General features: G+C 42.2%; 30 protein-coding genes. 20 read left to right on the top strand and 10 right to left on the bottom strand.

Going from position 1 to position 25,368, the window contains the following annotated elements; all coding sequences use genetic code 11:
• Positions 1 to 357 precede the first annotated feature (357 nt).
• Together ACIROD_RS04505 and gndA are read left to right on the top strand one after the other, a co-directional pair.
• The gene (locus ACIROD_RS04505; RefSeq protein ID WP_101222502.1) at positions 358 to 1,632 is read left to right on the top strand and encodes a DNA polymerase IV; all 1,275 of its coding nucleotides are present in this window, start codon (positions 358 to 360) and stop codon (positions 1,630 to 1,632) included.
• Positions 1,633 to 1,674: 42 nt separating this feature from the next.
• Positions 1,675 to 3,087, top strand: coding sequence for an NADP-dependent phosphogluconate dehydrogenase (gene gndA, locus ACIROD_RS04500; RefSeq protein WP_101222501.1), 1,413 nt, complete (start codon positions 1,675 to 1,677; stop codon positions 3,085 to 3,087).
• Between the two features lie 104 nt (positions 3,088 to 3,191).
• Here the strand turns inward: gndA and ACIROD_RS04495 are convergent, their stop codons facing one another.
• Positions 3,192 to 3,365, bottom strand: a complete 174-nt coding sequence (locus ACIROD_RS04495) for a hypothetical protein (RefSeq protein WP_034308217.1) — start codon at positions 3,363 to 3,365, stop codon at positions 3,192 to 3,194.
• Positions 3,366 to 3,670: 305 nt separating this feature from the next.
• On the opposite strand from ACIROD_RS04495, the gene ACIROD_RS04490 reads away from it, so the two are divergent.
• Entirely contained in the window at positions 3,671 to 3,832 is a 162-nt protein-coding gene (locus tag ACIROD_RS04490; protein WP_157831000.1) for a hypothetical protein, read from the top strand.
• 47 nt (positions 3,833 to 3,879) lie between these two features.
• Here the strand turns inward: ACIROD_RS04490 and zwf are convergent, their stop codons facing one another.
• Positions 3,880 to 5,370, bottom strand: a complete 1,491-nt coding sequence (gene zwf, locus ACIROD_RS04485) for a glucose-6-phosphate dehydrogenase (protein WP_402938307.1) — start codon at positions 5,368 to 5,370, stop codon at positions 3,880 to 3,882.
• 231 nt (positions 5,371 to 5,601) lie between these two features.
• Here zwf and rnz point away from each other — a divergent pair, with 231 nt between their 5' ends.
• The 5 genes from rnz to ACIROD_RS04460 all read left to right on the top strand — a co-directional run bounded on the left by rnz (position 5,602) and on the right by ACIROD_RS04460 (position 10,458).
• Positions 5,602 to 6,543, top strand: coding sequence for a ribonuclease Z (rnz, locus tag ACIROD_RS04480; RefSeq protein ID WP_402938304.1), 942 nt, complete (start codon positions 5,602 to 5,604; stop codon positions 6,541 to 6,543).
• Between the two features lie 63 nt (positions 6,544 to 6,606).
• Positions 6,607 to 7,422, top strand: coding sequence for a squalene/phytoene synthase family protein (locus ACIROD_RS04475; protein ID WP_230176986.1), 816 nt, complete (start codon positions 6,607 to 6,609; stop codon positions 7,420 to 7,422).
• 207 nt (positions 7,423 to 7,629) lie between these two features.
• The gene (locus ACIROD_RS04470) at positions 7,630 to 8,625 is read left to right on the top strand and encodes an ABC transporter substrate-binding protein (protein ID WP_239858465.1); all 996 of its coding nucleotides are present in this window, start codon (positions 7,630 to 7,632) and stop codon (positions 8,623 to 8,625) included.
• A 32-nt stretch (positions 8,626 to 8,657) separates the two neighbouring features.
• A complete protein-coding gene (locus ACIROD_RS04465) occupies positions 8,658 to 9,689 on the top strand; it encodes an ABC transporter permease (protein WP_402938299.1) in 1,032 nt (343 codons plus the stop codon).
• A complete protein-coding gene (locus tag ACIROD_RS04460; protein ID WP_402938296.1) occupies positions 9,664 to 10,458 on the top strand; it encodes an ABC transporter ATP-binding protein in 795 nt (264 codons plus the stop codon). Before ACIROD_RS04465 ends, ACIROD_RS04460 begins: the two co-directional genes overlap by 26 nt.
• Positions 10,459 to 10,626: 168 nt before the next feature.
• On the opposite strand, the gene ACIROD_RS04455 is transcribed toward ACIROD_RS04460, so the two are convergent.
• Positions 10,627 to 11,169 (bottom strand): MerR family transcriptional regulator, encoded by a 543-nt coding sequence (locus tag ACIROD_RS04455; RefSeq protein ID WP_101222495.1) that lies wholly within the window; start codon positions 11,167 to 11,169, stop codon positions 10,627 to 10,629.
• A gap of 139 nt (positions 11,170 to 11,308) precedes the next feature.
• On the opposite strand from ACIROD_RS04455, the gene ACIROD_RS04450 reads away from it, so the two are divergent.
• Positions 11,309 to 11,455 (top strand): hypothetical protein, encoded by a 147-nt coding sequence (locus ACIROD_RS04450; RefSeq protein WP_402938292.1) that lies wholly within the window; start codon positions 11,309 to 11,311, stop codon positions 11,453 to 11,455.
• Entirely contained in the window at positions 11,452 to 11,883 is a 432-nt protein-coding gene (locus ACIROD_RS04445) for a VOC family protein (RefSeq protein WP_101222493.1), read from the top strand. Before ACIROD_RS04450 ends, ACIROD_RS04445 begins: the two co-directional genes overlap by 4 nt.
• 71 nt (positions 11,884 to 11,954) lie before the next feature.
• Here the strand turns inward: ACIROD_RS04445 and proC are convergent, their stop codons facing one another.
• Positions 11,955 to 12,800 (bottom strand): pyrroline-5-carboxylate reductase, encoded by an 846-nt coding sequence (gene proC / locus ACIROD_RS04440; RefSeq protein ID WP_402938289.1) that lies wholly within the window; start codon positions 12,798 to 12,800, stop codon positions 11,955 to 11,957.
• A 513-nt stretch (positions 12,801 to 13,313) separates the two neighbouring features.
• Here proC and ACIROD_RS04435 point away from each other — a divergent pair.
• The 3 genes from ACIROD_RS04435 (at position 13,314) to ACIROD_RS04425 (ending at position 15,785) form a co-directional block, all read left to right on the top strand.
• Positions 13,314 to 14,282 (top strand): MBL fold metallo-hydrolase, encoded by a 969-nt coding sequence (locus tag ACIROD_RS04435; protein WP_402938287.1) that lies wholly within the window; start codon positions 13,314 to 13,316, stop codon positions 14,280 to 14,282.
• Positions 14,283 to 14,305: 23 nt separating this feature from the next.
• The gene (locus tag ACIROD_RS04430) at positions 14,306 to 15,097 is read left to right on the top strand and encodes an SDR family NAD(P)-dependent oxidoreductase (RefSeq protein WP_402938284.1); all 792 of its coding nucleotides are present in this window, start codon (positions 14,306 to 14,308) and stop codon (positions 15,095 to 15,097) included.
• Positions 15,098 to 15,257: 160 nt separating this feature from the next.
• Complete coding sequence (locus ACIROD_RS04425) at positions 15,258 to 15,785, top strand: hypothetical protein (protein ID WP_402938282.1); 528 nt, start codon at positions 15,258 to 15,260, stop codon at positions 15,783 to 15,785.
• Positions 15,786 to 15,835: 50 nt separating this feature from the next.
• Here ACIROD_RS04425 and ACIROD_RS04420 read toward each other — a convergent pair whose 3' ends face one another.
• On the bottom strand, positions 15,836 to 16,495 hold the full coding sequence (locus ACIROD_RS04420; protein ID WP_402938279.1) for a C40 family peptidase: 660 nt from the start codon (positions 16,493 to 16,495) through the stop codon (positions 15,836 to 15,838).
• A 412-nt stretch (positions 16,496 to 16,907) separates the two neighbouring features.
• Between ACIROD_RS04420 and ACIROD_RS04415 the strand changes: the two genes are divergently transcribed.
• The 3 genes from ACIROD_RS04415 to ACIROD_RS04405 all read left to right on the top strand — a co-directional run bounded on the left by ACIROD_RS04415 (position 16,908) and on the right by ACIROD_RS04405 (position 19,059).
• Positions 16,908 to 18,167 carry a Y-family DNA polymerase gene (locus tag ACIROD_RS04415; RefSeq protein WP_101222487.1) on the top strand — a complete coding sequence of 420 codons (1,260 nt, stop codon included), beginning with the start codon at positions 16,908 to 16,910 and terminating at the stop codon, positions 18,165 to 18,167.
• A 26-nt stretch (positions 18,168 to 18,193) separates the two neighbouring features.
• Positions 18,194 to 18,526, top strand: coding sequence for a YolD-like family protein (locus ACIROD_RS04410; RefSeq protein WP_402938276.1), 333 nt, complete (start codon positions 18,194 to 18,196; stop codon positions 18,524 to 18,526).
• A gap of 209 nt (positions 18,527 to 18,735) precedes the next feature.
• Positions 18,736 to 19,059, top strand: a complete 324-nt coding sequence (locus ACIROD_RS04405; protein ID WP_402938273.1) for an iron-sulfur cluster biosynthesis family protein — start codon at positions 18,736 to 18,738, stop codon at positions 19,057 to 19,059.
• A gap of 43 nt (positions 19,060 to 19,102) precedes the next feature.
• Here ACIROD_RS04405 and ACIROD_RS04400 read toward each other — a convergent pair whose 3' ends face one another.
• Positions 19,103 to 20,002: an alpha/beta hydrolase gene (locus ACIROD_RS04400; protein ID WP_402938270.1), complete on the bottom strand. Its 900-nt coding sequence runs from the start codon at positions 20,000 to 20,002 to the stop codon at positions 19,103 to 19,105.
• Positions 20,003 to 20,133: 131 nt separating this feature from the next.
• On the opposite strand from ACIROD_RS04400, the gene ACIROD_RS04395 reads away from it, so the two are divergent.
• Both ACIROD_RS04395 and ACIROD_RS04390 read left to right on the top strand, forming a co-directional pair.
• Positions 20,134 to 20,394: a YqkE family protein gene (locus ACIROD_RS04395; protein WP_101222483.1), complete on the top strand. Its 261-nt coding sequence runs from the start codon at positions 20,134 to 20,136 to the stop codon at positions 20,392 to 20,394.
• 163 nt (positions 20,395 to 20,557) lie between these two features.
• Entirely contained in the window at positions 20,558 to 20,995 is a 438-nt protein-coding gene (locus tag ACIROD_RS04390) for a MarR family winged helix-turn-helix transcriptional regulator (protein ID WP_096337652.1), read from the top strand.
• Positions 20,996 to 21,040: 45 nt separating this feature from the next.
• On the opposite strand, the gene ACIROD_RS04385 is transcribed toward ACIROD_RS04390, so the two are convergent.
• From ACIROD_RS04385 to mciZ, 3 genes are all read right to left on the bottom strand, one after another.
• Positions 21,041 to 21,466: an Ohr family peroxiredoxin gene (locus tag ACIROD_RS04385; protein WP_101222481.1), complete on the bottom strand. Its 426-nt coding sequence runs from the start codon at positions 21,464 to 21,466 to the stop codon at positions 21,041 to 21,043.
• A gap of 258 nt (positions 21,467 to 21,724) precedes the next feature.
• Complete coding sequence (locus tag ACIROD_RS04380) at positions 21,725 to 22,633, bottom strand: aldo/keto reductase (RefSeq protein WP_402938265.1); 909 nt, start codon at positions 22,631 to 22,633, stop codon at positions 21,725 to 21,727.
• A gap of 56 nt (positions 22,634 to 22,689) precedes the next feature.
• Positions 22,690 to 22,851, bottom strand: coding sequence for a Z-ring formation inhibitor MciZ (mciZ, locus tag ACIROD_RS04375; protein WP_076365517.1), 162 nt, complete (start codon positions 22,849 to 22,851; stop codon positions 22,690 to 22,692).
• Positions 22,852 to 22,926: 75 nt separating this feature from the next.
• Between mciZ and ACIROD_RS04370 the strand changes: the two genes are divergently transcribed.
• Together ACIROD_RS04370 and ACIROD_RS04365 are read left to right on the top strand one after the other, a co-directional pair.
• Positions 22,927 to 23,478, top strand: a complete 552-nt coding sequence (locus tag ACIROD_RS04370; RefSeq protein ID WP_230176979.1) for an NUDIX hydrolase — start codon at positions 22,927 to 22,929, stop codon at positions 23,476 to 23,478.
• Positions 23,479 to 24,660 (top strand): endonuclease Q family protein, encoded by a 1,182-nt coding sequence (locus ACIROD_RS04365; protein ID WP_230176978.1) that lies wholly within the window; start codon positions 23,479 to 23,481, stop codon positions 24,658 to 24,660.
• Positions 24,661 to 24,697: 37 nt separating this feature from the next.
• On the opposite strand, the gene ACIROD_RS04360 is transcribed toward ACIROD_RS04365, so the two are convergent.
• Positions 24,698 to 25,261: a GNAT family N-acetyltransferase gene (locus ACIROD_RS04360; protein WP_402938260.1), complete on the bottom strand. Its 564-nt coding sequence runs from the start codon at positions 25,259 to 25,261 to the stop codon at positions 24,698 to 24,700.
• Positions 25,262 to 25,368: the final 107 nt, after the last annotated feature.

Here is a 25,368-nt window from a genome sequence, read left to right as displayed (position 1 = left end):
TAGGAGTTTTCCTGAGTGAATCGAAAAGGTGGTCGCATTTCTTGCGAAGGATAAGGGATATGCCTTTTCGATTGAACCCGTGAAATTCTTGATTTATACCCATTGAACGGTGCCTTATTAAGTAATCGGTATTGCCGTTTGATTACGACATTGATCAGCAAGAACTCGTATATATTTGGAAGGCGTTCAAAGTATTGTAGGATTACAGTCATCAATGACATGATGGCTGTTTTTCTTGGAGTGGAGCATCTTTCACCGAGGTTACCAAAGATAAATAGGGGTACCTTAATAGAAATGGTTTTTTATTGTCCCTATAATCCGGTGTTTCTTATTTTTACAAGGATGTGACGGTCAAACATGAAGGACATGTATCCCAAAAATGGCAGGGTCATTCTCCATGTAGACATGAATAGTTTCTATGCTTCAGTGGAAATGTCATATGATGTTTCATTGAAAGGCAAACCGCTAGCCATTGCGGGCAATGTTGAAGAGAGAAGGGGGATAATCGTCACCTGCAGCTATGAGGCGAGGAAGTTCGGGGTTAAAACGACCATGCCGATTTGGCAGGCAAAAAAACTATGTCCTCAATTAGTCATTCAGAAACCGAATTTCGAGCGCTATCGAAAGGCATCACTGGCTATTTTCGATGTATTGAGGCAATATACAGAGATGGTTGAACCGGTTTCGATTGATGAGGGGTATCTGGATATTAGTGAATGCGCCGAGTTGGGTTCGCCTTTAGATATAGCCAATAGCATTCAGGAAAGAATTTTTAATACGATGGATCTCCCTTGCAGCATCGGGATTGCCCCTAATAAGTTTTTGGCCAAAACTGCTTCCGATATGAAGAAACCTATGGGAATCACTGTGTTAAGGAAACGGGACATTCCGGAAAAGCTCTGGCCTTTACAAGTTGGCGAAATGCACGGCATCGGGGATAAGACCTCGGAAAAGCTTCAAACTATCGGGATAAAGACGATAAGGGACCTAGCACACGCCAATGATAGTCAACTTAAACAGCTACTTGGTATCAATGGCATCCGTTTGAAAGATAGGGCTAATGGAATCGACCCCAGAGTAGTGGATCCCGAAGCGATTTTTGAGCATAAGAGCATTGGGAACTCGACAACTCTTCCGCATGACTCTGCCAATCAAAAAGAACTGATTGGTGTATTGGATAAGCTTTCCGGCAAGGTAGCCGTCCGTTTGAGAAATAAACGCCTGCTTGGTCAAAAAATAGGTGTGACGATCCGTTACAAAGACCGCCGCACTATAACGAGAAGCAGAACGGTTCCTAATCCAGTTTTTGAAAAAAAGGATATTTTGGATGGAGCTATCGATCTATTCATGAAAAATTGGAATGGGGAAGGAATCAGGCTTCTTGGTGTCACTGCCTATGATGTCATCGAAAAAGAGTCGGCCTTCAAGCAACTGGATATTTTCTCCTTTCAAGAGGATGCAGAAAAAGAACCTCTGTATGAAGCGATGGAACACTTGCAAAATAAGTACGGAGAAAATATTATTAAAAAGGGATTACCCTTGAAAAATCGTTCAATTGGAACAGACACTAGCTTCAGTAAAGATTTCTTTGAGCAAACCAGGAGGAATGATCCTTCTTTTGACAAAGATTAGCGTACAGGCTGTGTAAAGATATAGAGAAGGGAAAGATGAATCATGACAAAACAGCAGATTGGCGTTATCGGACTAGCCGTAATGGGCAAGAACCTTGCATTTAATATTGAAAGCAGGGGATATTCAATTTCCGTGTATAATCGCTCAGGATCAAAAACGGACGAAATGATGAAGGAAGCGGAAGGCAAAAACGTAACAGCCGCTTATACGCTTGAAGAATTCGTCAATTCTTTGGAAACACCCCGCAAAATTTTATTGATGGTTAAAGCAGGAGCGGCAACGGATGCAACAATCGAGCAGTTAAAACCGTTACTTGAAAAAGGTGATATCGTTATTGATGGAGGGAATACCTTCTTCAAGGACACTCAGCGCCGCAATGAGGAGTTAAGCAAGCTTGGCATCCATTTCATCGGTACAGGCGTGTCAGGAGGGGAAGAAGGAGCTCTGACAGGTCCATCCATCATGCCTGGAGGTCAAAAAGAAGCATATGAACTGGTTGCACCGATCTTGAAGGACATTTCAGCTAAGGTCGATGGGGATGCTTGCTGCACGTATATCGGACCGGATGGGGCAGGTCATTATGTTAAAATGGTACATAATGGTATTGAATACGGAGACATGCAATTGATTTCCGAATCTTATTTCCTTCTGAAAAATCTTCTTGGATTATCTGCTCAAGAATTGCATGAAGTCTTCTCTGAATGGAATGAAGGGGAACTTGATAGCTATTTAATTGAAATTACTGCTGATATATTTAAAAAATATGATGAAGAAACCGGCAAGCCGATGGTCGATGTCATTTTAGATAAAGCTGGCCAAAAAGGTACTGGGAAATGGACAAGTCAAAGTGCGCTTGATCTTGGTGTTCCGCTTCCAATCATTACGGAATCCGTATTCGCCCGGTTTATTTCAGCAATCAAGGACGAGCGTGTTGAAGCGAGTAAAATCCTTCGTGGGCCAAAAGCCGAATCATTTACAGGCGACAAAAAGGCTTTGATCGAAAGTATCCGTAAAGCACTTTATATGAGCAAAATCTGTTCATATGCACAAGGATTTGCACAAATGAAAGCAGCATCGGAAGAAAATGACTGGAACTTGCAATATGGGGACATCGCGATGATTTTCCGTGGCGGATGTATCATCCGTGCACAATTCCTCCAAAAAATCAAGGAAGCATACGATCGTGAAGCGAACTTGAACAACCTTCTTCTAGATCCTTACTTCCAAGGAATCGTCGAAAGCTATCAAGGAGCTTTGCGTGAGGTAGTATCAACGGCAGTGATGAATGGAATCCCGGTTCCTTGCTTGTCATCAGCACTTGCCTATTTCGACAGCTATCGTACAGAAACGCTGCCAGCTAATCTTATTCAGGCACAGCGTGACTATTTTGGAGCTCATACTTATCAACGCATTGATAAAGAAGGAACGTTCCATACCGAATGGATGGAAAAATAAAAAGTTCAAGCCGGCTTTGAAGGGGATTCCCTTTTAAACCGGCTTTTTTGTTTCGGGATCCAGTTGTAGTAAAAAAAGAGGGCGCTTGGCGCCCTCTTTTTTTACTATCTCCGATGCTCTACAAGGTCAATGACCCCTAATACAACATGTGCCAGACCGAAACCAAAAACCGTATTAGCTACCATTTTGTTTGAGCCACGGGTCTGCTTCATTGCATAACCCGCAGCTGTCACGGCTGTGCCCAAGGCTGTTGGAATTAATCCTTCACGAATGTCCATCGTTTAATCCCTCCACATCGAAGTTAGTGGTGCCGTCACTGGCGCCTTTTCTAGTGTAACCTTAGCAAGGACTTACCATTCTATTTCTATAAAGAGGTTGGAAGGGTTAAAATGGTAAAGATGAACTAGTTGTAAATAGTTCCAATTAATTTACCTTTTTTAGGAAAAACATAGTATGATGTATGTCATTCATCCATGCTTTTTAGGTTTAAACACCTGCGAAAAGAGGAATATAAACATTGAAAGAGATGGACGGACCGTAGGATACAAGTAGGCAGATAGAAGAGAGAAGGAGCGGGTGACTTATGTTCATCATCTGGTGGGCTGTAGCCATATTTTTATTTTTCATCGCCTTAGAATTCGGTGTTTCATTTTGGCTCAATTCGGAAGTGGGGGAAGAAATGTCTAAGCCCAAGGAAATGTATCATATTATCCGTGATAAATTGCTGAGGAAGAGTGTTTCATGAATGAAAAAGGGATGCAGATTCAAATCTGCGTCCCTTCTTCATTTCAATCATTTTTCGTTTTTCTTGACTTGCCACCAAATATGTTCATCTTCTGCCAGGAGTTCATCGGATGCAAGTGGACCTGTGGATCCAGCTTCATAGTTAGGGAAAGACTCGTCTTTAGTGTTTTCCCATGCATTGGAAATGGTATCGACGAACTTCCATGAGAGGGCAACCTCGTCCCAATGCGTAAAGTTTGTAGCATCCCCGCGCATGCTGTCAAACAGTAGCTTTTCATATGCCTCGGGAGAATTGATGTGTTCGATCCCTTTGTTCGAGACGGTCAGCTTCATTGGCTTTGTATTGGATGTCGTCCCGGATTTCTTCACATTCAGGTACAATGTGATACCTTCGTCAGGCTGGATATTGATAACGAGAAGATTCGGGTTCAGTGTTTCTTCCGTTTTATAATACAGGTTCATTGGGATATCTTTGAATTGAACAACGATATTCGTTGATTTGACATCCATTCTCTTACCGGTGCGGATATAAAAAGGAACACCGGCCCATCGGAAGTTATCAATCATCAATTTACCCGCAACATAGGTCTCTGTGTTTGATTCCGGATTTACGTTATGTTCATTGCGGTAGGCCGGAAGTGTTTGACCGTCTATCGTTCCTTCACCATACTGGCCTCGGACGAAGTATTGATTGACTTCGTCCACTTTCATTGGTCGAAGTGAACGCAATGCCCGCACTTTTTCGCTTCGAATCTCTTCCGTCGTCAAAGCGATCGGAGGCTCCATGGCTAGCAAGGCCACCATTTGCAGCAGATGGTTTTGGACCATATCCCTTAGGGCACCGCTGGTTTCATAATAACGCCCGCGTTCTTCAACGCCAAGTGTTTCGCTTGAAGTAACCTGGATGTTTGATATATATCTGTTATTCCAAAGCGGCTCGAATAGGGCATTGGAAAAACGGATGACCTCGATATTTTGTACCATTTCCTTACCTAAATAATGATCGATACGGTAGATTTCATCTTCAGCGAATGCAGTTCGAATCTGCTCATTCAATTTTTGTGCTGTTTCGAAACTGTGTCCAAATGGCTTTTCTATGACCAGGCGCTTATATCCATCCGTGTCACTCAGGCCTTGTGCTTTAATCTGTTCGGCAATCGTTCCGAAAAACTCAGGCGCCATCGCCAAATAGAAGATCCGGTTTCCTTCTAATTGATATTGTCCGTCTAATTTTTCGGCAATGTCTTTTAACTGCAGGTATGATTCCGAGCTGGAAACGTCGTGGGAGTGATAATGGAAATGGGAAATGAATTCGTCGACCTTTTCTTCCGCATGTCCGAACGTAAGTATCGAGTCCTTGACACTTGTTTGAAACTCCTCGTTCGTCAATGGCCTCCTTGCCACTCCAACGACGGCGAACTTATTGATTTTCTCTTTTTGAAATAGTCGATATATGGAAGGAAACAATTTCCTTTTCGCTAAATCTCCGGTAGCACCAAAAATCATGATCAATGCTGTGGGTTTATTGTTTTCTGTCATGTTTAAAACCTCAACTTTCCGTTAAATCTGTCTATAAAGTTGGAATTCCCGAATGTGTACCAATTTCTAATTTTACGTTTAGCTTTCCCTCAAAGCAATCAATTTGCGCATTTTTTCTCTATATTTCATTAAAAGTTTAATTTGGTTTCTGTTTTAATGGGTCATAAATGAAAGAGCACCTTGGTTATGCTATAGTTAAGTCATAAAGTATTTGCAACGGAGGTAGTATGAGTGGATTTCGTTTTATTGGGTACAGGCGCTGGGGTTCCGGCTAAAGCGCGTAATGTGACATCAATCGCCCTTCAATTATTGGAAGAACGTGGGAAGGTTTGGTTATTCGATTGTGGGGAAGCAACACAGCATCAAATATTAAAAACGGCAGTCAAACCGCGAAAGGTTGAAAAAATTTTCATCACCCATTTACATGGTGATCACATCTTCGGACTACCTGGATTTTTAAGCAGCAGATCTTTTCAGGGCGGAGTGGATAAATTGACCGTATATGGTCCACAAGGCATAGAGGCATTTATTATGACGAGCTTACAGGTGAGTGGAACTCATTTAAAATATCCCTTGGAAATCATCGAAATAGAAGAAGGCGAAGTGTTTGAGGACGAACAATTCACAGTGACGGCCATGTCGCTTGATCATGGCATTTACAGCATCGGTTACCGGATTGTGGAAAAAGATCGTCCGGGAAGCTTACTGGTCGACCGGCTGCGGTCTGAAGGTGTGAAGCCGGGGCCTCTTTTTAAAGCATTGAAAAATGGGCAAACGGTCTCTCTCGATGATGGCCGTGTCTTAAATGGGAAGGACTATCTCAGTGCTCCGCAAAAAGGCCGGATCATCACGATTCTTGGTGATACAAGAATGTGCAGCAATGCGCTCATTCTTGCTGAATCGGCGGATTACCTTGTTCATGAAGCTACATTTTCAGCGGAAGAAGCGGAAATGGCATCAGCCTATTATCATTCGACCACCGTTCAGGCTGCAGAAACGGCTTTGAAAGCGGGAGCTAAGCATCTAATCCTTACGCATATCAGCTCACGGTATACTCCGGAGGATGCCGAGAGGCTAAAAGAGGAAAGCAATGCGATTTTTCCAAACACGATTATGGGTGAAGATCTAATGGCCATTAAAATTCCTTTGTATTCAGAGGAATCGGGCAGCTGAAATCAAAGCTAATGTTTGATATAATTAATCAATTGTTCATTGGATATTTAAAGGAGTGTAAATATGACTGACAAAAGTGCCCTACATACTAAAGCAATGGATTTTCTCCTAAAAACAAGCCGGACTTTTTTCATTCCGATCAGCTATCTTCCAAAGGGATTACAAGAGGCCATTGGAGCTGCATACCTTTGCATGCGCGCCATCGATGAGATCGAGGACCACCCAGGTCTTCCAGCAGATATTAAGGTTTCCCTGTTACAGGCCCTTAGTGAGCTTGATGCTGATTTCAGGGAAGAAGATCTTCAATCGTTATTTGAACCATATAAGGATGATCTGCCCGAGGTGACCCTGTTTCTTTCGGACTGGATTGAATTTTGTCCTCCCGGTGCAAAATCCAAAGTCTTGGAGTCGACTAAGGAAATGGCCGAAGGAATGGCAAAATGGGTTACTAAGGACTGGCAAATCCATAATGAAGAGGAACTCGATGATTACACATATTATGTTGCAGGTTTAGTGGGGGTCATGCTGTCCGATATGTGGAACTGGTACGATGGAACCGAAACGGACCGTGAACTTGCCATCGCATTTGGCCGTGGACTTCAAACGGTCAATATCCTGCGAAACCGTGAGGAAGATGCAGAACGTGGTGTGAACTTTTATCCGGATGGCTGGGGTTTCGACGAGATGCTTGCCCATACGGAACATAATCTTGCATTAGCCGATGCGTACATTGGAGAGATTGAAACGAAAGAGATCATCCAATTCTGTAAAATACCTTTGGAATTGGCAAAAGCCACATTGAAAGCCCTAAAAGAAGGCAAAGAAAAAATTGATCGTGCTACAGTTACCGAAATTGTCAGCCAGGTCGTCGAACACTGATTTTTCAAAAAGCTGCTGTGAAAGTTACCTTACCTTTCACAGCAGCTTTTTTCATGTTTTATCTTTAGAACTCAAAAAATTCTAAAAAGTTAAAAAATATATTGGAATAATTGGGACTAAACGATTATAATTTAGGAAATAAAAGCGAAAATAGCTGGCATCATTAGAAAAACATTATTTTAAATAAGGAAAAAGCGGGGGGAAAATATGAAAAAGAAATTATATTCAACAGCAGCCATGACATTGGTCGCAGGTTTATTATTGGCTGGGTGTGGAAATGACAAGGAAAAAGATACGGCAAAGGATGAAAGCGGAAAGGATACCTTCAACATTGGGGTAACGCAAATCGTTCAGCATGATTCCCTGGATCAAGCATATGAAGGATTCCAGGCGGCACTGAAGGACAGTGACATCAATGCCAAATATGATCTTCAAATTGCACAGGGTGACCAAAACAACAGTCAGACGATTGCCAATAACTTTGTTGGGGATAAAGTGGATCTGATATTTGCCAATTCGACTCCTAGTGCTCTAAGTGCTTTAAATGCGACCAAGGATATCCCGATCGTCTTTACATCTGTTACCGATCCTGTAGCGGGTGAACTTGTTACTTCTTTGGAAAAACCAGGCGGAAACGTGACGGGTACGACGGATTCCCATCCTGAAGCCATTGCAAAGTCAATGAAATTCCTAGCGGAAGAGCTTGGGGCGAAGACAATTGGAACTGTCTATAATACAGGGGAGCAAAATTCAGTCATCCAAATAAAGAATGTGAAAGCGGAAGCGAAAAAAGCTGGTTTGAAAGTCGTGGAAGCATCCGTCTCGACTTCAGCGGATGTTAAACAGGCAACGGAATCTTTAATCGGAAAAGCGGATGCTTTCTATATCATTACTGATAATACAGTTGTCTCGGCATTGGAATCGGTCATTTCCGTGGCAAATGATCAAGATATCCCATTGTTTGTCGGCGAACTTGATTCCGTGAATGCTGGCGGTTTTGCAGCATATGGCTTCAGTTACTATGACATTGGTTATGAAGCGGGGCAAAAAGCGGTTGAAATCCTGAAGGATGGTAAAAAACCTGGAGATATCCCGGTTCAATATCCACAAAAACTGAAATTGGTCATCAATGAAAAAGCAGCAAAAGATATGGGTGTTGAAATAAAAGAAGAATGGAAAGCAGATGCTGAGTTTGTAAAATAAACTCTGCTTTTGTTCGGGGAAGGAAGAAAAAAATGTTCTCAGCCTTATTCAACTCTTTTGAGTCGGGAATGATTTATGCGATCATGGCACTAGGTGTTTATTTAACATTCAGGATTCTCGACTTCCCGGATATGACTGTGGAAGGCAGTTTTGTGACAGGGGCCTCTGTTGCCGCGATTATGATCGTTAACGGTTACTCGCCGATCGTTGCCACGTTGAGTGCCATGGTGGCAGGGTTCATCGCTGGGACGATAACGGGGTTCCTGCATACGAAAGGGAAAATCAATCCTCTCTTGGCGGGTATCTTAATGATGATTGCGCTCTACTCGATCAATTTGAGGATCATGGGTGCATCCAACATTCCGTTGCTTTCCCAAACAACCATTGTCACGAATATCCAGGATGCCTGGGCTGGCACCGGGTTGGACAATTTGTTGAATGGTCTTTTATCATTCGTGGGTCTCGGTGACAGCCTGCCGAAAACGTGGGCCATATTAATCGTTATGCTGATTGTGGCTGTAGTCATCCAAGCAGGAATGTCAGCCTTTTTAAAAACGGAAATTGGTCTTGCCTTACGGGCGACTGGTGATAATGAGGCCATGGTCAAGAGTTTTTCCGCCCATACCGGCAACATGAAGATCCTGGGACTTGCAATCGGAAATGCACTAGTGGCTTTTTCGGGATCCTTGGTTGCCCAATATAACGGTTTTAGCGATATAGGCATGGGGATTGGAATCATTGTCATCGGATTGGCATCCGTCATAATCGGTGAGGCTCTATTTGGTGCAAAAACGATTGCACGTGCTACGCTGGCAGTCATAGGAGGGGCGATCATTTACCGAATCGTCGTAACTTTGGCACTTCGCGTTGAATTCCTTGAAACGGGTGATGTTAAATTAATTACGGCACTTATTGTGGTCGGGGCACTTGTCATTCCTAAAATTTCTGATAAGCAAAAGGAAAAAACCCGGAAGAAAAGGCGGCTTAAAGAAATACAGATGCGCCATGATGGGACTTTACCGAAAGGGAGGGAAGAATATGCTTCAGTTAAATCAGATTTATAAAGTTTTCAATGAGGGAACGCCAGATGAAAAGTTAGCCCTTGGAAATCTGGAACTGCAGATGACAAAAGGTGAATTTGTAACAGTCATCGGAAGTAATGGAGCAGGTAAATCGACGTTGATGAATATGATTTCCGGTAAAATTCTCCCTGATGCAGGTGAAGTCATCATCGATGGTGAAAACGTATCGGCCATTGAAGAACATGCCCGTGCCAAAATGATTGGCCGTGTTTTTCAGGATCCCATGCTGGGGACGGCACCACATATGACTATTGAAGAAAATATGGCGATTGCCTATGGCAGAACCAATAAAAGAGGTTTAGGCTTTGGGGTGACAAAAAAACGGAAAGAACTTTTTAAAGAGTGTTTGGGCACCCTTCATTTAGGCTTGGAAAATCGGATGACTGCAAAAGTGGGATTATTATCAGGAGGGGAGCGCCAGGCACTATCATTGCTGATGGCGACCTTCACCGACCCTAAAATCCTGCTACTTGACGAACATACAGCAGCACTTGATCCTTCACGGGCAGAGCTCGTTACAAACCTGACGAAGGAAATCGTCGAAAATAACCAGTTAACGACGTTGATGGTGACTCATAATATGCAGCAGGCAATCGATCTTGGAAATTCCTTGATTATGATGGATAAGGGACAGATCATTTTTGAAGCCAGAGGCGCTGAAAAGCAGAAGCTAACCGTCGAAAAACTGCTTAACGAATTCCAGCGCATTAAAGGCGAAAAAATGCTCAATGACCGTGCAGTGTTGATTTAAGATGATGAAAAGGCCCGACCCAGATAGATTAATATTGGGTCAGGGCCTTTTTATTTTGGGGTAATTAATAAGGTCAGGTCCTATTACTGAAGTCCTGTTACTGAAGAAATGTTTTGCTTAAGAAAAATGGCTATCGTGGGTGTTCATGAGTGATCTTGAAAAACGATGTCAATCGCTGTCGGCTGTGCTCCATGATGAACTATCGTTCTTTCTGTTTCCAAAAATCATTTTTATGAATGGCCTTTTCTTCGTCTTTTTAGTGGCAGCAGCTTCTTCAGCCGCGAGGAAATAATCAAAGTTTTGACCCATTGGTTTTTCTAGCGCTTCGATACGGGCTTCAAGCTTCTTAACGAGTTTGTGCATTTCTTCCATTTCACTTCTGTGCTGTAAAAGCTGATAAGATACAACATCGTCCGCTTTTGTTTTCAGGCCATTTTCAAGCCTGTTGACCCGTTCAAGCAGTTGATCATTCGGTTCGGAGTGTTTCTGGATGGTTGCTTTTCTAAGCTTCTTCTCTGAGATGCTGACCTTTTGGAGAATGATGCCCTCGTTCAGCTGATCTTGGATTTTTCTCAATAATGCAATGTCTTCATCCGAAAACTGGTAGTGGCCAAGCTGATTCCGTTCTACTTCCATGTTCAATTGGGTGACCCAGCGTTGAATCGTACTATGGGAAACATTCAGTAACCGGGCAACTGCACTTGTATTCATCGAGATTCCCCCTTTTGGTTGTTGAATTCGATAAGTATAAGGAAATTCCTTTACAGTTGACAAAACATGTATTCATTCGGCAAAGAAAGTGGAATTCCTACGTAATTTGCATGAGGGGCAATCCAAGGTGGAATTCCCTGTGGACAGCTTTTTGCAAATGGTAGCGTTGTTAGGAACTTTTAGAAGCATTTGTGATGGCATGGATGATGGTAAACAAGCTAAAAAGGGAAATGTGATGCAGATGTCGAATTTACCCTTAAAACATGAAAAAGGAGGACCAGTATGAACAGGATCAATATTATAACTTTAGGTGTCAGGGATATTGCTGAATCATTAAGGTTTTACCGGGACGGGTTGGGATTTCATACAACGGTTAAAGAGGACGAACCCGCAATCGTTTTTTTTAATAATGCCGGAACGAAACTTGCTTTGTATCCTTTAGAGGAGCTAGCAAAAGACATCAATGAGAAAGAACCGCCTAAGAAAAATGGTTTCCCGGGACTTACGCTTGCTTATAATGCTAAATCAATTGAAGAAGTGGATGATGTGATCAACAAAGCTGAAAAGGCCGGGGGAACAATCGAGAAATCACCCCAGGATGTTTTTTGGGGAGGGTACAGCGGATATTTTTCAGACCCCGATGGTTACTATTGGGAGGTTGCGTATTCGAAGGATTGGAGTTTTGATGAAAATGATATGCTGATTATAAAGTAACGCACACTACGGAAAGATTACCCCTTAGAAAAAAGGGCTGTTGCCTTGCAACAGCCGATCATCATCATGCCTTACTGCGAAACGACATATTTGGCTAGTTCTTTACTTATTTGATTGCCCATCCGCTTCGATTGCTCAGTCGCTTCTTGTACACAGGCAATGAATGCTTCTTCCACCTGATGTGCTTGAAGTGCTTTCAGACCTGCTTCAGTCGTTCCGCCTGGTGAAGTTACTTCCTTTCTTAGTACGGCAGGCGTTTTAGGTGATTTCTGTAACATATCGGCCGCACCCATCAGTGTCTGGAGAATCAATTGCTTAGCGGTTTCGGAATCGAGACCTATTTTTTCTGCTGATTTTTCCAATGCCTCGACCAAGTAATAAATATAAGCCGGACCGCTGCCAGATAAGCCTGTTACCGCATCTAGCTGGGTTTCTTCGACAACTGCCACTGTACCTACCGTTTCAAAAAGGGTAATCGCCGTTTGTAATTGCCCTTCTTTCGTATGACAGTTAGCCGCAAGGGCCGTTGCTGATTTTCCTACAGCTGCCGATGTATTAGGCATGGCACGGACAATCGAGAACCGTTTGTTGGCGATACCTTCCAAGCTTGTTGTATGGACCCCGGCAACAACGGAAATGAACAGCATTTCTTCACGAATATATTCTTTTATTGATTGCATTGTTTCTAAAATATCTTTCGGTTTCACCGCCAGCACGACAAGGTTGGCATCCTGTACTAATAGCTGCAGCGATCTTGTGGCAGTTACACCATATTGGTTCTTTAAATAATCGAACCGATCATCATTTGATTTATTTGTTACAAAAATATTTGCCGGTTCAATTACCTGTTGGGTCACCAGCCCCGAAATGATTGCTTCTGCCATCGATCCAGCTCCGATAAATGCGATTTTCTTCATATTTCCCGCTCCTTTTTCTTTTAAAGTTTTCGGCCTTTTTTTAAAAAACAAAAAGACCCCTCATCCAATAAAGGACGAAAGGTCTAGCTTCCGTGGTACCACCTTTGTTCAACTTTCCCATAATAAATAAACAGAAAAGCTGCACTTGAATCCTCTAACGCGGGAATTACGTCAGGTTTTCCTGAAGGCTCATAAGGTAGGTTCAATAATGAGGGGGCGATGAAGCCTTTCAGCACATTCCGAGCTTCACTCTCTTTACGCCATCAATAATTTACTTGGCCTTAATCAAAGCCATGCCGTCTTTAATTACTTGTGATTATGAAGGATAAATTAGCACTCTGTCAATGATAATATATGCATGGACGAGAAAAAATAGACATGAATTATGTGAAAATAATGACAGTAATTAAAAATACATGTAAAATGGTAATTATACATGATAAGTATACTTAGAATTCTGTTTAGTGTATAAAAAGTTTTATATAAATATAATTTTCTAAGGTGGAAAAGATTATGGTGAATTGGAATGGAGATATTGCAAAAATTACTTTGCCTACGCCGTTTGCAGTGGGTGATGTGAATGTTTATGTAGTTAAAGGGGATGCTTTAACGCTAATCGATACTGGAGTGAAAACAAAACGATCAAAAGAAGCCTTGACTAATGGGCTTGGGGATTTGGGCCTGAAACTGACTGATATCGAACAAATCATTTTAACCCATCATCATCCTGATCATGCTGGTGGACTCGATTTCTTTGAAAAAGAGATCCCGGTTTATGGACACAAAAACAATCAGCGCTGGCTGACCATCAGTGATGAATTCCTAGAAACCCATAATCGTTTTTTCCTTGATTATGCCGCAAAGTTCGGAGTGGCAGAAGAGCTGAAAAATAAACTGATCCACAATCGCGACGAAATCAGTTTCCTTAGTGAACGGAAGCTGAATGGATATTTGGCTGAGGGAGATGAACTCCCTGGTCTTCCAGGCTGGAAAGTGATCGAGACTCCAGGGCATGCGCAAAGCCATTTATCCTTTTACCGCGAAAGTGACGGGGTCATGATCGTTGGCGATCATTTGCTTGCCAAGATTTCACCTAATCCATTAATGGAACCACCTTTACTTCCCGGAGGCATGAGGCCTCGTCCGTTACTGCAGTATAATGCATCACTTCAGAAATTATTGGATTTTTCCATATCCACCGTTTACTCCGGACATGGATCTGAAGTGGATGGAGATGCGGTTGCCGACTTGATTCACTATAGATTCGAGCGGCAGCATAACCGTGCCATGCAGGTGAAAAGCATGCTTCAAGATAAGCCTTTATCGGTCTTTGAAGTATGTCAGCAGTTGTTTCCGAAAGTATACCTTCAGGAAGTGGGCCTGACACTTTCGGAAACGGTCGGTCAGCTGGACTATTTAGAAGACTTGGGTGAAGTCGAAACAGAAATTCAATCAGGGGTCATTCTGTATTCAATCGCTTAATGTTCGCAAGGAGGCTCACTTTTTTGAATAAGTTGCAAGGCAAAGTCATTGTTATTACTGGAGCTTCCGGAGGGATTGGCAAGGAAGTTGCCATTCAAAGTGCAAAGCAGGGGGGGCGTCTCGTCCTCTTGGCCAGAAGTATGGATAAATTACTACAGCTAAGGAATGAATTGATCACCCGATATGGAATTGATGCATATGCCTATAAGCTTGACGTGGCAGACACTGATCAGGTGACAAATGTATTTAATGACATCCATGCGCAAATAGGTGAAGTGGATGTGTTGGTCAACAATGCCGGTTTCGGCACGTTTAAAGAAGCGCAGGATACGGAATTAAATGAAACGAAAGCAATGTTTGCTGTCAACGTCATTGGATTGATGGCCTGCACAAAGCTGGTTCTTCCGTATATGAAGCAGAGAAAATCGGGGCATATCATCAATATCGCTTCACAGGCCGGTAAAATCGCCACTCCTAAATCAACATTGTACTCATCGACTAAGTTCGCGGTTCTTGGCTATTCAAACGCACTTCGGCTTGAGCTGATGGAAGATCATGTTTTTGTGACCACCGTTAATCCTGGCCCCATAGAAACGAATTTCTTTAACATTGCCGATGAATCAGGTACATATTTAAAAAATGTTGAAAAATTCATGCTTAAGCCTGGAGATGTCGCTGCTAAAATCGTAGCGGCGATGCTGACCAATAAGAGGGAAATCAATCTCCCTGGCTGGATGAATTTTGCTGGGAAATGGTATAACATGTTTCCAAAAATCACCGAAACATTAGGAAAAAAAGCATTTTTTAAAAAGTAAGCAACTTTCGATGTCGGACAAGGCGAAAGATGGTCTAATATAATAATAGGCAAAAGGGGAATGTCGATGACATTCCCCTTTTTTGAAATAACCGAAGTTTTCATATGAATTGGTAACTATTTCATGGGGGATCCGTCTATTTCTAGTAGGAGGGATTTGTATGAAGAGGATTGTAAACCTTTATATATCCATATTCGTTGCCTTTATTCTGGGTAGCTGTCAATCCCCTGATTGGAACAGGGATGATGCCGTCGGTAAGGGGGAAGAAGGTTTCATTACGGATCTTGACGATAAAAGGATTTTGATTAAAAGGACGTATTATAAGGTGACCACTGATACATCCATTCAAGATCAATATGGTAACGCTCTCGATTATTCCGACCTGGAAATCGGGATGAAAGTGAAACCATGGCACCGGGGCGGGGTGAAGAAAGCATTTCCTGGGAAAGCGGAAGCGGAACTGATTCTTGTTTTGTCGGATGTAAAAAGCTTGGCCGAACAAAGGGCGGTCACTGCTGCCCTCAATCATGTCAGTAAAGCGGAAAGTCAGCGATTCATGGTTCTCGAAGTCGTCCATTTACCGTCAGAGCATGTTTATAATATCGAAATGATGAACCGTTCCAACTTGGACGCTTCATTCATGGTGACAGTTGAGGATTTAACGGATGAAATATTATATATAAAATAAAACAACCGGGCTGAATCACTATGAATTCTGTCCGGTTGTTTTATGGGATTTTATAAAGTTTTCGCACCTAAATATTTTGGTTTCCAATAAGAATTATCCATATCCGTGATGGTTATTCCTTTAGAAGAAGTAGCACTGATGAATTGACCATTTCCGATATAGATACCAACATGGGATACCCCTGTTCTTCCAGAAGAAGTATCAAAGAATACAAGGTCACCCTTAGATGGTGAAGATACTTTTAAACCTGTATTGGAATAAAGCAAGGATGTTGTACGCGGTAAGGTGATTCCTTGTGATTTCTGGAATACGTAATAGACGAAGCCTGAGCAGTCAAATCCAGTTGGTGTTGTTCCGCCCCATTTGTAGGGTTTGCCTATTAAGGTTTTTGCATAGCTGATCAAGCTTGTATTATTGACCTTATAAACACCAAGCTTATTAAATGTGTTACGGCCCGCAATTCCGTCGGCAGTCAGTCCTTTGGCTTTTTGGAATTTTTTTACTGCTGATACAGAATAGGTGCCGTAATATGTAGTCAGTGAACCTGAATATGTGAAATAACCTTTGGTTTTTAAAAGTTGTTGTAGTTGTTTGACATCACTATGTGTCATTCCGGGTCTGAGGGTTTGATCTCCAATATTTGCAAAGGCTTGCAGCGGGGTTAGCATCATGGCAGAAGCAACAGCAGCTGAAGCGATCCATTTCTTCATAATTTTCATTTCCTCTCTATCTATCTCTCTATATTCTTAACAATATTATCCTACAATACCATTATGACAATTAGACATAATTTTGGTTACAGTTTTATTACAAAAAATGAGTAGTAAGACTAAATTTAAAATAGACGAAAGACTGTTGAAAAGGGTGAAAAAAATTAAAAAAACTAAGTATAAGGATCCATTAAAAATTATTCAAGCTACGAATTGATTCTTTTTAAAAAAACTATTTGGGTATTCAGTTTAAATATGGTATTTTAACCATTTTTAGTATCTATTATATTTTTCAAGGAAATTACATTAAAAAGTAGAAATTTGTATGAAAACTTCCATTGAATAAGAACGTATATTCGGTTAAAGTTATGAATATAATAAAAGCGAACATATATTCTTGTTAGGGTGAGAAGTGATGGATTATGGGACGATGCCGAAACAATCAATTATGTGTATCGATATGAAAAGTTTTTATGCAAGCTGTTCAGCGGTCATGCTTGGTCTGGACCCGCTTGATTGTTATCTGGCGGTGGTTGGTGATTTGAAGAGGACAGGGAGCATTGTGCTTGCGGCTTCTCCAAAGATGAAGAAGGAATTTGGCATCAAGACAGGTTCGCGGATGTTTGAGATCCCGAATGATCCGAGGATTGTCGTCGTTGAACCTAAAATGGCGACCTATTTAAGGGTTTCGACGGAAATCACCCGCTTGTTCAACCGTTATGTGCCCAAAGAAGCGATTCACGTATATAGTGTGGACGAAAGTTTTGTGAAAGTCGATGGTGCCGCTTCTTTATGGGGAGATGCCCGGATGATAGCTGAAAAGATAAAGGATGAAATCGAACGGGAATTACAGCTCCCCTGTGCCATTGGAATTGGACCGAACATGCTTATGGCAAAACTTTGCCTTGATTTGGAAGCCAAACATAATGGGATTGCAGAATGGAAGTATGAGGATGTGCCAAGCAAACTTTGGCCGATTTCCCCGCTTCGTGAAATGTGGGGGATCGGCAGGCGCGTAGAAAAAACCCTTCATGGAATGGGAATATTTACGGTTGGACAGCTTGCCAATTATGATCTTGAATTACTTGAAGCGAAGTTTGGAATTATGGGCAATCAGCTTTACCACCATGCTTGGGGAATAGATTTATCCGATATGGGGGCAGCGATCATCGAAGGGCAGGTAAGCTTCGGTAAAAGTCAAATCCTGCTGCGGGATTATAAGGAGGAGCATGAGGTAAAGCAGGTCATGCTGGAAATTTGCGAAGAAGTTGGAAGAAGGGCACGCACCCATCGCAAGGCAGGAAGGACGGTGAGCCTAAGCATTGGTTACAGCAAGGATGAGTTCGGCGGAGGTTTCCAACGTTCGCGTTCAATTAGCGAACCGACCAACATTACGATGGAGCTATATAAAGTTTGCCTGGAGCTTTTTCATGAGAACTATAAGCAAAAAACGGTTCGGAGCATAGAGGTCAGGCTCTCGAATATTGTGGATGATAACGAAATGCAGCTGACTTTATTCGATGCTTCGCGCTGGAAGAAGCGGGAATTGAGTTACACGGTTGATCGAATCCGCCATAAATATGGAGCCAAATCGTTATTGCGTGCCGTTTCGTATACAGAAGCAGGTACAGCCGTTTACCGAAGCAAGCTGCTTGGTGGTCATAAGGCGTAAGGTTGACTTTGAAGGGAGGGAAAAGAATGATACGTGATCGCGGCCGTATCAAATGGACATCGATGATGTTGCCGGAGCATGTGAAGATGCTTCGGGATTGGGTGGTGGAGGATGGCTATGAAACGAAGCGCATCCTGGATGAGCAGCAACTGGAAGAAATGAATGCGGTAATGGGGGAAGCGATGGAGGAAAGAAAGGATGTCACGATTGCTCATTATGAAGGCAACCGGTATCAGCTGTTAATCGGCAGGATCCATTATTATAATGAGCTCACCCAAAAGCTTCATATCGTCGATCGGTTTCAGCAGGCTCACTATATCAGGCTTTCCGATATCACGGATGTAAGGATAATGGAATGATGAGCGGAAGGGCTGTTCCCAAGGGACAGCCTTTCAAAACGGCATCGTGATGAAAGGTATCACGGAGGAGTATGAGAATCGGCATTTGTTAGCACGGTCAATGAAGAAAGTGATTTTCGTGTCGGCTGAAGCTTGCAAAGGAAGGCAGTTTCTTTAACAGAAGCGTATTTATCGTTTATAATGGGGGAAACATCGGGAGGCGTACAATCATGTATATTGAATGGACGGAAACAGCGGCTGAGAAAATGGCCGATAAGGTACAGGGACAAGAAGGATATTTACAGTTGAAATATGATACTGATGGCTGTGGCTGCGTGGTAAGCGGTGTGACCGCGCTATGGTGGGTCAACGAACCTGAAGAAGGTACCGAAAAAGTGGAAACAAACGGGATTCCACTATATGTGGAGAAATCAAAAAAGATTTTTCTTGATGAAGTCATGAAAATAGACTTTGTTCCGGAAGCGAACAGCTTTCAATTAAAAAGTCCGAATCAAATCTTGAATCCAAGGATGAGTTATTTTAATAAAATCTGACTAAAAAGCAAAGAGGGGATCTTGGATACCCTCTTTTTTCTTCTCAGACAAGTTTTAGAAACTGATCGATTTGATCTTCATATTCTTTTGGATTTTCATTATAAGATTGAGCGTGGGCCCCTTTTTTAGCGATGTAAAGCTGCTTTGGGCCCTCTTTTGCTGCATATAATTCCGCTGTCATGGAAGCGGGAATGAAACTGTCATTTTCACTATGGATGAAGAGCACCGGGTTTCGGATATTTTTTATATAATCGATTGGGGACACTTCGTTGGTCCAATATCCGTCACGGAGTTTGATGAACGTACGCCCAAGCGGAAACACGGTCCAGGAAGGAAATGGGACTTCATGCTTGAGCTGGTGTTTGATTTGATCCTCGAAATTTGAAAATGGACAGTCGGCAACGTAAAAATCAGCACCATCTTCAAGCATTCCGGCATATAAAAGCAGGGTTACGGCCCCCATGGATTCACCATGAATGCCAATATGAAGGTCGGGACCTTTACGTCTTTTCAATTCATCGATTACGGCCTTCAGGTCGAATTTTTCATAATGTCCGTAACTGCTCGTCTTGCCACCGGAATCCCCATGCCGGCGGTGGTCATAAATGATTGCGTTGAAGCCCCGCTTAAGAAAAATATTCATGTACTTAATCGAATTGACTTTGTTTTCCGTCACACCATGAGAAATGATCACCCACTTATTGGTGTCATGCGGTTCGATAAACAAGCATTTCAAGGAATATCCGGATGGTGACGATACCCAAATTTCCGTTTTAGGCAGATTATCAAAATCCTCCCGGATCAGGCGTTTAGCCATGATTTCACGATTCTGGATAAAATCATCTTCCTTCTTTTTCATGTACATGATCCGATTGGAAAAATAAATGCCGACGCCGATGATATACGATAGGATTCCGGCGAGTGTAAACCACCATTTCTTCATGAAAGGTCCTCCTAGGTTGATTTTCTTTATTTTACCATGTGGGAAATGGGAAAACACTGTTTGAAAACGATGACGAGGAAAACGGCAGTCGTGATATAATAATTTCATAAATGGGCCAGGAGGTTTTAAGGATGAAAAAGAAACAGCCGCGAAATCAAACTCAAAGCAAAAACCAAGATAAAGATTCATCTTCATTGAAACTTGGTGATATGATCAATCAAGATATCATGTCCCAGCTTCGTCAAAAGCAAAAGGAACTTAATGAGGCTGAACAAGAAAAAAGGGCAGCGGAAGAAGAAAAGAAACGAGAAGAAAGAAAGCGGCGGGAGAAGAATAAATCATTTGAAGAACTATTGGGTGAAAGCAATCTGAACTGGAAGAACTATAAATGAAGGACAGGGAGCAGTTTAAGTTTTAAGTGGGCTGGCTCCCTTTTTCTGTTCAGGAAGACCATTCCTTGCTGATATTCCTTTATTTTATAAAGTATAACGATTATATTAAAGATAAGTTCGATATGCTTTCATATCGGATGGACTACTATTAGCTGGTGATATGATGCAAAATAAAATAGAAAAAGTACTGGAAGACCAATTATGTTTCCTGCTTTATGCAAGTTCGCGGGAAATGACGAAGAAATATAAACCGCTGCTTGATAAACTTGAAGTGACATATCCTCAATATCTTGTCCTGCTTCTATTATGGGAACAGGATACACTTACAGTAAAAAAACTTGGGGAGCTCCTTGCCCTCGACTCAGGAACGCTTACTCCCATGTTGAAACGAATGGAGCAGAATGGCTTGATTGTCCGTGAACGTTCGACTGAAGATGAACGGTCTGTCATGATCAAGCTGACGGAAAAGGGACTTGGTTTACAGGAAGAGGCCTGCTTCATTCCCGATCGCATTTCGGCTATGTCGGGTGATGATAAGAAGGTGGTTGAGGATTTAAAAGCTTCACTGCTCCAACTATTGAAAACTTTACAGCAATTTTAGCAAAGAAAAGACGCTTGGGGTTCCCCAAGCGTCTTTTTGTCGGATTTAATCTACATCTATTTCAAAGGCGACGTCCACATTGCCGTTGATTGCTTTTGAATAAGGACACATTTGATGTGCTTTATGAACAAGGGTTTCGAATGTCGCCTTATCGACCCCGGATCCCTTCACAGCCAAAGTTACAGCCAAGCTGTACTGATGCATCTCACCCATCAATAGGCTGACGCTTGCGGTGACCTTGGAATCGAAGGGAACGCGTTCAATTTTACCAACTGATTGCAAAGCACTATCAAAACATGCAGCATATCCAGCTGCAAAAAGCTGTTCCGGATTAGATGCTTCAGGCATCTGTTTAGCCCTTGGTGTTCCAGGCATCGCAATATCAACCGTGAAGTTGCCGTCAGCAGAAATTGCCGTTCCTTCTCTTCCGCCATCAACTGTTACAGACGTTGTAAATAATGTTTTTGTCATCATTTTTTCTCCCTTATATTTTTATTTTTAATTGTGCACAACTGAATTTTACAATATTAATTTTGGGATGTCCAATGAAAAGTTTAAAACCGTTAAATGGGTTTGGAAAGGAATTAGAATGATCGGAAACTTGAAAGCGGTACAGAAGAGAGTATGGCGAAAAAAACGTTGGAACGGAAAAAGGCTGCCTATCACGTTGTTTAAACGGAGATAGTGCAGCCTAATTTATTTGAAACATTTAGTTTAGTTCCATTCTTTTTAATCCCGGTGACTTTCATATTTGTTCGCTTTGGTCAACTGCTTTAAGATATCCAACTCGGTTTTGGACAGTGAAGGACTGTTAGCGGCCTGGCAGTTCTCACGGAGCTGCTGTACTGAGCTTGCTCCTGGTACAACGGAAGCGACGCTTGGATGGGACAATACATATTGAAGTGCCGTTTCATTCAACTTCCTATCGGAAAGTTTGTCCTTTATTTCCGGAAGCAAATCTTTAAGTTCGTGATAGCTATAGTCAAGGTATCCATCCTCATTTGCCTTTTCAAGCATTTTTTCACTGAGCAGCCCTTTGGCAAGGGGGCCACGGGCAATAATGCTGATCTGTTTGTTGGCCAAAAGGGACATCCACTCTTCTGGGCGGCGGTCGAGTAGATTAAACTGCATCATCACGGAATCAAGCTTAGACTTTTCCGAGAATTCCTTGATCACATTCGGACGAATCGAGGAAATTCCATAATATCGGATATAGCCTTCTTTTTTCAAATCTTCAAATGCTTCTATCGTTTCTCCGATATTGTCTGAAATGGTGCCGCCATGTAACTGATAAAGATCAATATAGTCAGTTCCCAATCTCTTTATGCTATCTTTTACTGCCGTTTTAATATATTCGCCAGATGGATCCCAGCTCCAGGAATCTTTGTTTTCATTCCAGCGGTTTCCGACCTTGGTGGCTATGTATACCTTATCGCGGACCGATTTTAAATTCTTTCCGACGATTTCTTCATTCATGCCGAAATCATATAAGTCAGCAGTATCAAAATAATTGATTCCTTCATCTAAAGCGGCCTGTATGATTTCGGATGCCTGATTTTCAACAGTCCCCAATGACATGCATCCGAGCCCGATTTCAGAAACTAGCAAGTCTGAATTTCCTAGTCTGCGTTTTTTCATGTTATCCACTCCCTTACATTTCATTGTAAAGGAGAAATCCATTTCACTCAAAGAATTCACTTGATCCGTTTTAAAGGAGTGGGCGGCACCTGATCGTGTATGTCGGCTATCCAATCATTGATATAGACATATTGATTTTGCAATTGTTTTAGTTTTTGAAGGATTTCCCAACTCTTTCCGGATAAAGTAACGCTTTTTTCCAGTACGTAAACTTTCATTAAATCGCCCTCCATCTCTATTATGGTAAAATGTATGAGGAATCATGCTGCAATTAGAACAGAGGAGTGGTCAGGATGAAAAAATTTGAAGAAAAAACGCTGTCTTCGGAAAAAATCTTCACAGGAAAGGTAATCAGCCTGCAAGTGGATGATGTAGAGCTTCCTGATGGGAAAACGGGTAAACGTGAAATAATCAAGCATCCGGGAGCGGTTGCCATCATAGCTCTCACGGCAGAAAATAAAATCATCATGGTTGAACAGTACCGTAAAGCGCTGGAGAGAAGCTTGGTGGAAATTCCTGCAGGAAAGCTGGAAAAAGGCGAAGAACCGGTTCTGTCGGCTAAACGGGAGCTGGAAGAGGAGACAGGTTATGAATGTGAAAAAATGGAGCACATCATATCCTTCTATACATCGCCAGGTTTCGCCGATGAATTGGTCCACCTATATGTGGCCCACAATTTGAAAAAGAAAGAAAATGCAGCCCCGCTGGATGAAGATGAATTCGTCGAGATGATTGAACTCACGCTGGAGGAAGCTCAAACTTATATGGATGAAGGGAAGATCAAAGATGCCAAAACGGCATATGCAGTTCAGTATCTACAGTTGAAAAAGGCGATGAAATCGTAAATGAAAGAGTTTTACGCTGACCTGCATATCCATATAGGCAGAACGAGAAGCGGAAGTGCCGTGAAAATAACAGGTGCTAAAACGTTAACCTTCAGCAATGTGCTGCAAGTGGCAAGTGAAAGGAAGGGCCTTGATCTAATCGGGATAATCGATTGCCATTCTCCTGAAATTATCGAAGAAATCGAAGCGGGGATGCTGGACGGCGAAATCACGGAGAAGATTGAAGGCGGACTTCAATACAAGAATACAACCATCATTCCAGGCTCGGAGATTGAAATTTATGATCAGAATTGTAATGGACCGATCCATGTCCTCGCTTATTTTCCCACTATAAAAGCGATGAAGGAATTCTCCTCATGGATGAGCGGACATGTTAAAAATATTACCTTGAGCTCCCAAAGGATTTATTGTGATGGAAGAACACTGCAAAAGATCGTGAAATCACTGGGCGGCCTGTTTATCCCGGCACATGTTTTCACCCCATTTAAAAGCTTATATGGAAAAGGGGTGCGATCCAGTCTTACAGAAGTATTCGATCCGGAGCTAATTGATGCCATCGAACTTGGTTTAAGTTCTGATACAGAAATGGTCAAGGATATCGAGGAGTTGGACTCCTATGTATTCGTAACAAATTCCGATGCGCATTCGCTTGGGAAAATCGCTCGGGAATATCAAAAAGTCCTGCTTGAGGAACCAAGTTTCAATGAGCTGGCAAAAGCCCTTAAAGAAAAAGGGAATCGTAAGGTGACCGTTAATTATGGATTGAACCCCTTATTGGGAAAGTATCATCAAACTGTATGTTCAGGGTGCTTACACCAGGTATTGAGGGATAGTGAACAATGTCCCGAATGCGGTAATAAATCCATTATAAAAGGGGTATCGTCCAGGATTGAAGAGCTCTCCATTTCCGGGACGGACGGAAGAAATGGCAGGGAAAGGCCGCCGTATATCCACCAAGTACCACTTGATTTCATCCCGGGACTCGGTCCTAAATCCATGGAAAAACTGCTGGTGGCATTTGGAACAGAGATGAATATTCTACATGAAGTTACGCTTGAACAGCTCAAGGAAATCGTTCCTGAAAAATTGGCGGGCTATATCGATTCTGCCAGAAAAGGGACGCTATCTTTTGAAGTGGGGGGCGGAGGAAAGTACGGAAAGGTCAAAAAGGAATTAACCTGAAAAAAGTCCTGACAGATGGAGATCTGTCAGGGCTTTTTTAGTTAGTTGTTTTTGCATAAATGGAGGTGTCCCGCACTTCCTTGCCATCTGCACTAAGAAAGTCATTACGCAAAATTCCTTCAAGGGTATACCCCAGCTTTTCGGGAATCCGTTTGCTGGCGATATTATTAGGATCACAGCGGATCTCGACCCGCTTTGCTCCATAATGGTAAAAGGCGAATTTGGTTAACTTTTCTACCGCCTCCGTTATGTAGCCTTGTTTACTGTATCTCGTATCAATCCAATAGCCAATTTCGAATTTGGGAATATCCCAGTTAATTCGGTGCAGACCGGTGGAGCCGATGAATTGATCGTCTTCTTTCCTATAAATATGGAGTCTGATATCCTCTTTTAAAATGAAATCCGAAAAGGACTTAAGGACATTCTGTTCAGAAGTTTCCAAAGAAACATCTTGATGGGCAAACGGCAGCCATTGTTTCAATTCAGGTTTGGAATGGACAATGGCCTCGTGAACGTCCATGCCATCGCCAGGCTGACAGGGCCTTAGATATAATCGTGGGGTTTCAATTTTTTCGGGGAAATCCATTAATATAGCTTTCATATCCTGCCTCCATATCGTTAGTATGGAAAATTATAACATGAATTGAGCTCAAGGTGTTCGGCTGAGGGAGAAAGTTTTCTTAGCATAAATGAGAGAGTGAAAACATA

It is taken from the genome of Peribacillus sp. NPDC101481 (genome assembly GCF_044767165.1).
Classification (GTDB): Bacteria; Bacillota; Bacilli; order Bacillales; family DSM-1321; genus Peribacillus.
The sequence above is the reverse complement of the archived record's forward strand: the minus strand, read 5'-3'. Positions and strand labels throughout refer to the sequence as shown.

Excerpts from the sequence above, each read along its gene's own strand:
- ACIROD_RS04505 (WP_101222502.1), top strand. The coding sequence starts at position 358 with ATGAAGGACATGTATCCCAAAAATGGCAGGGTCATTCTCCATGTAGAC.
- ACIROD_RS04460 (WP_402938296.1), top strand. The coding sequence starts at position 9,664 with ATGCTTCAGTTAAATCAGATTTATAAAGTTTTCAATGAGGGAACGCCA.
- gndA (WP_101222501.1), top strand. The coding sequence starts at position 1,675 with ATGACAAAACAGCAGATTGGCGTTATCGGACTAGCCGTAATGGGCAAG.
- ACIROD_RS04490 (WP_157831000.1), top strand. The coding sequence starts at position 3,671 with ATGTTCATCATCTGGTGGGCTGTAGCCATATTTTTATTTTTCATCGCC.
- ACIROD_RS04465 (WP_402938299.1), top strand. The coding sequence starts at position 8,658 with ATGTTCTCAGCCTTATTCAACTCTTTTGAGTCGGGAATGATTTATGCG.
- ACIROD_RS04410 (WP_402938276.1), top strand. The coding sequence starts at position 18,194 with ATGATACGTGATCGCGGCCGTATCAAATGGACATCGATGATGTTGCCG.
- ACIROD_RS04380 (WP_402938265.1), bottom strand. The coding sequence starts at position 22,633 with ATGAAAAAACGCAGACTAGGAAATTCAGACTTGCTAGTTTCTGAAATC.
- ACIROD_RS04470 (WP_239858465.1), top strand. The coding sequence starts at position 7,630 with ATGAAAAAGAAATTATATTCAACAGCAGCCATGACATTGGTCGCAGGT.
- ACIROD_RS04365 (WP_230176978.1), top strand. The coding sequence starts at position 23,479 with ATGAAAGAGTTTTACGCTGACCTGCATATCCATATAGGCAGAACGAGA.
- ACIROD_RS04425 (WP_402938282.1), top strand. The coding sequence starts at position 15,258 with ATGAAGAGGATTGTAAACCTTTATATATCCATATTCGTTGCCTTTATT.
- ACIROD_RS04420 (WP_402938279.1), bottom strand. The coding sequence starts at position 16,495 with ATGAAGAAATGGATCGCTTCAGCTGCTGTTGCTTCTGCCATGATGCTA.
- ACIROD_RS04435 (WP_402938287.1), top strand. The coding sequence starts at position 13,314 with ATGGTGAATTGGAATGGAGATATTGCAAAAATTACTTTGCCTACGCCG.
- mciZ (WP_076365517.1), bottom strand. The coding sequence starts at position 22,851 with ATGAAAGTTTACGTACTGGAAAAAAGCGTTACTTTATCCGGAAAGAGT.
- ACIROD_RS04495 (WP_034308217.1), bottom strand. The coding sequence starts at position 3,365 with ATGGACATTCGTGAAGGATTAATTCCAACAGCCTTGGGCACAGCCGTG.
- zwf (WP_402938307.1), bottom strand. The coding sequence starts at position 5,370 with ATGACAGAAAACAATAAACCCACAGCATTGATCATGATTTTTGGTGCT.
- ACIROD_RS04475 (WP_230176986.1), top strand. The coding sequence starts at position 6,607 with ATGACTGACAAAAGTGCCCTACATACTAAAGCAATGGATTTTCTCCTA.
- ACIROD_RS04360 (WP_402938260.1), bottom strand. The coding sequence starts at position 25,261 with ATGAAAGCTATATTAATGGATTTCCCCGAAAAAATTGAAACCCCACGA.
- ACIROD_RS04370 (WP_230176979.1), top strand. The coding sequence starts at position 22,927 with ATGAAAAAATTTGAAGAAAAAACGCTGTCTTCGGAAAAAATCTTCACA.
- ACIROD_RS04455 (WP_101222495.1), bottom strand. The coding sequence starts at position 11,169 with ATGAATACAAGTGCAGTTGCCCGGTTACTGAATGTTTCCCATAGTACG.
- ACIROD_RS04395 (WP_101222483.1), top strand. The coding sequence starts at position 20,134 with ATGAAAAAGAAACAGCCGCGAAATCAAACTCAAAGCAAAAACCAAGAT.
- proC (WP_402938289.1), bottom strand. The coding sequence starts at position 12,800 with ATGAAGAAAATCGCATTTATCGGAGCTGGATCGATGGCAGAAGCAATC.
- ACIROD_RS04400 (WP_402938270.1), bottom strand. The coding sequence starts at position 20,002 with ATGAAGAAATGGTGGTTTACACTCGCCGGAATCCTATCGTATATCATC.
- ACIROD_RS04385 (WP_101222481.1), bottom strand. The coding sequence starts at position 21,466 with ATGACAAAAACATTATTTACAACGTCTGTAACAGTTGATGGCGGAAGA.
- ACIROD_RS04390 (WP_096337652.1), top strand. The coding sequence starts at position 20,558 with ATGCAAAATAAAATAGAAAAAGTACTGGAAGACCAATTATGTTTCCTG.
- ACIROD_RS04405 (WP_402938273.1), top strand. The coding sequence starts at position 18,736 with ATGTATATTGAATGGACGGAAACAGCGGCTGAGAAAATGGCCGATAAG.
- ACIROD_RS04445 (WP_101222493.1), top strand. The coding sequence starts at position 11,452 with ATGAACAGGATCAATATTATAACTTTAGGTGTCAGGGATATTGCTGAA.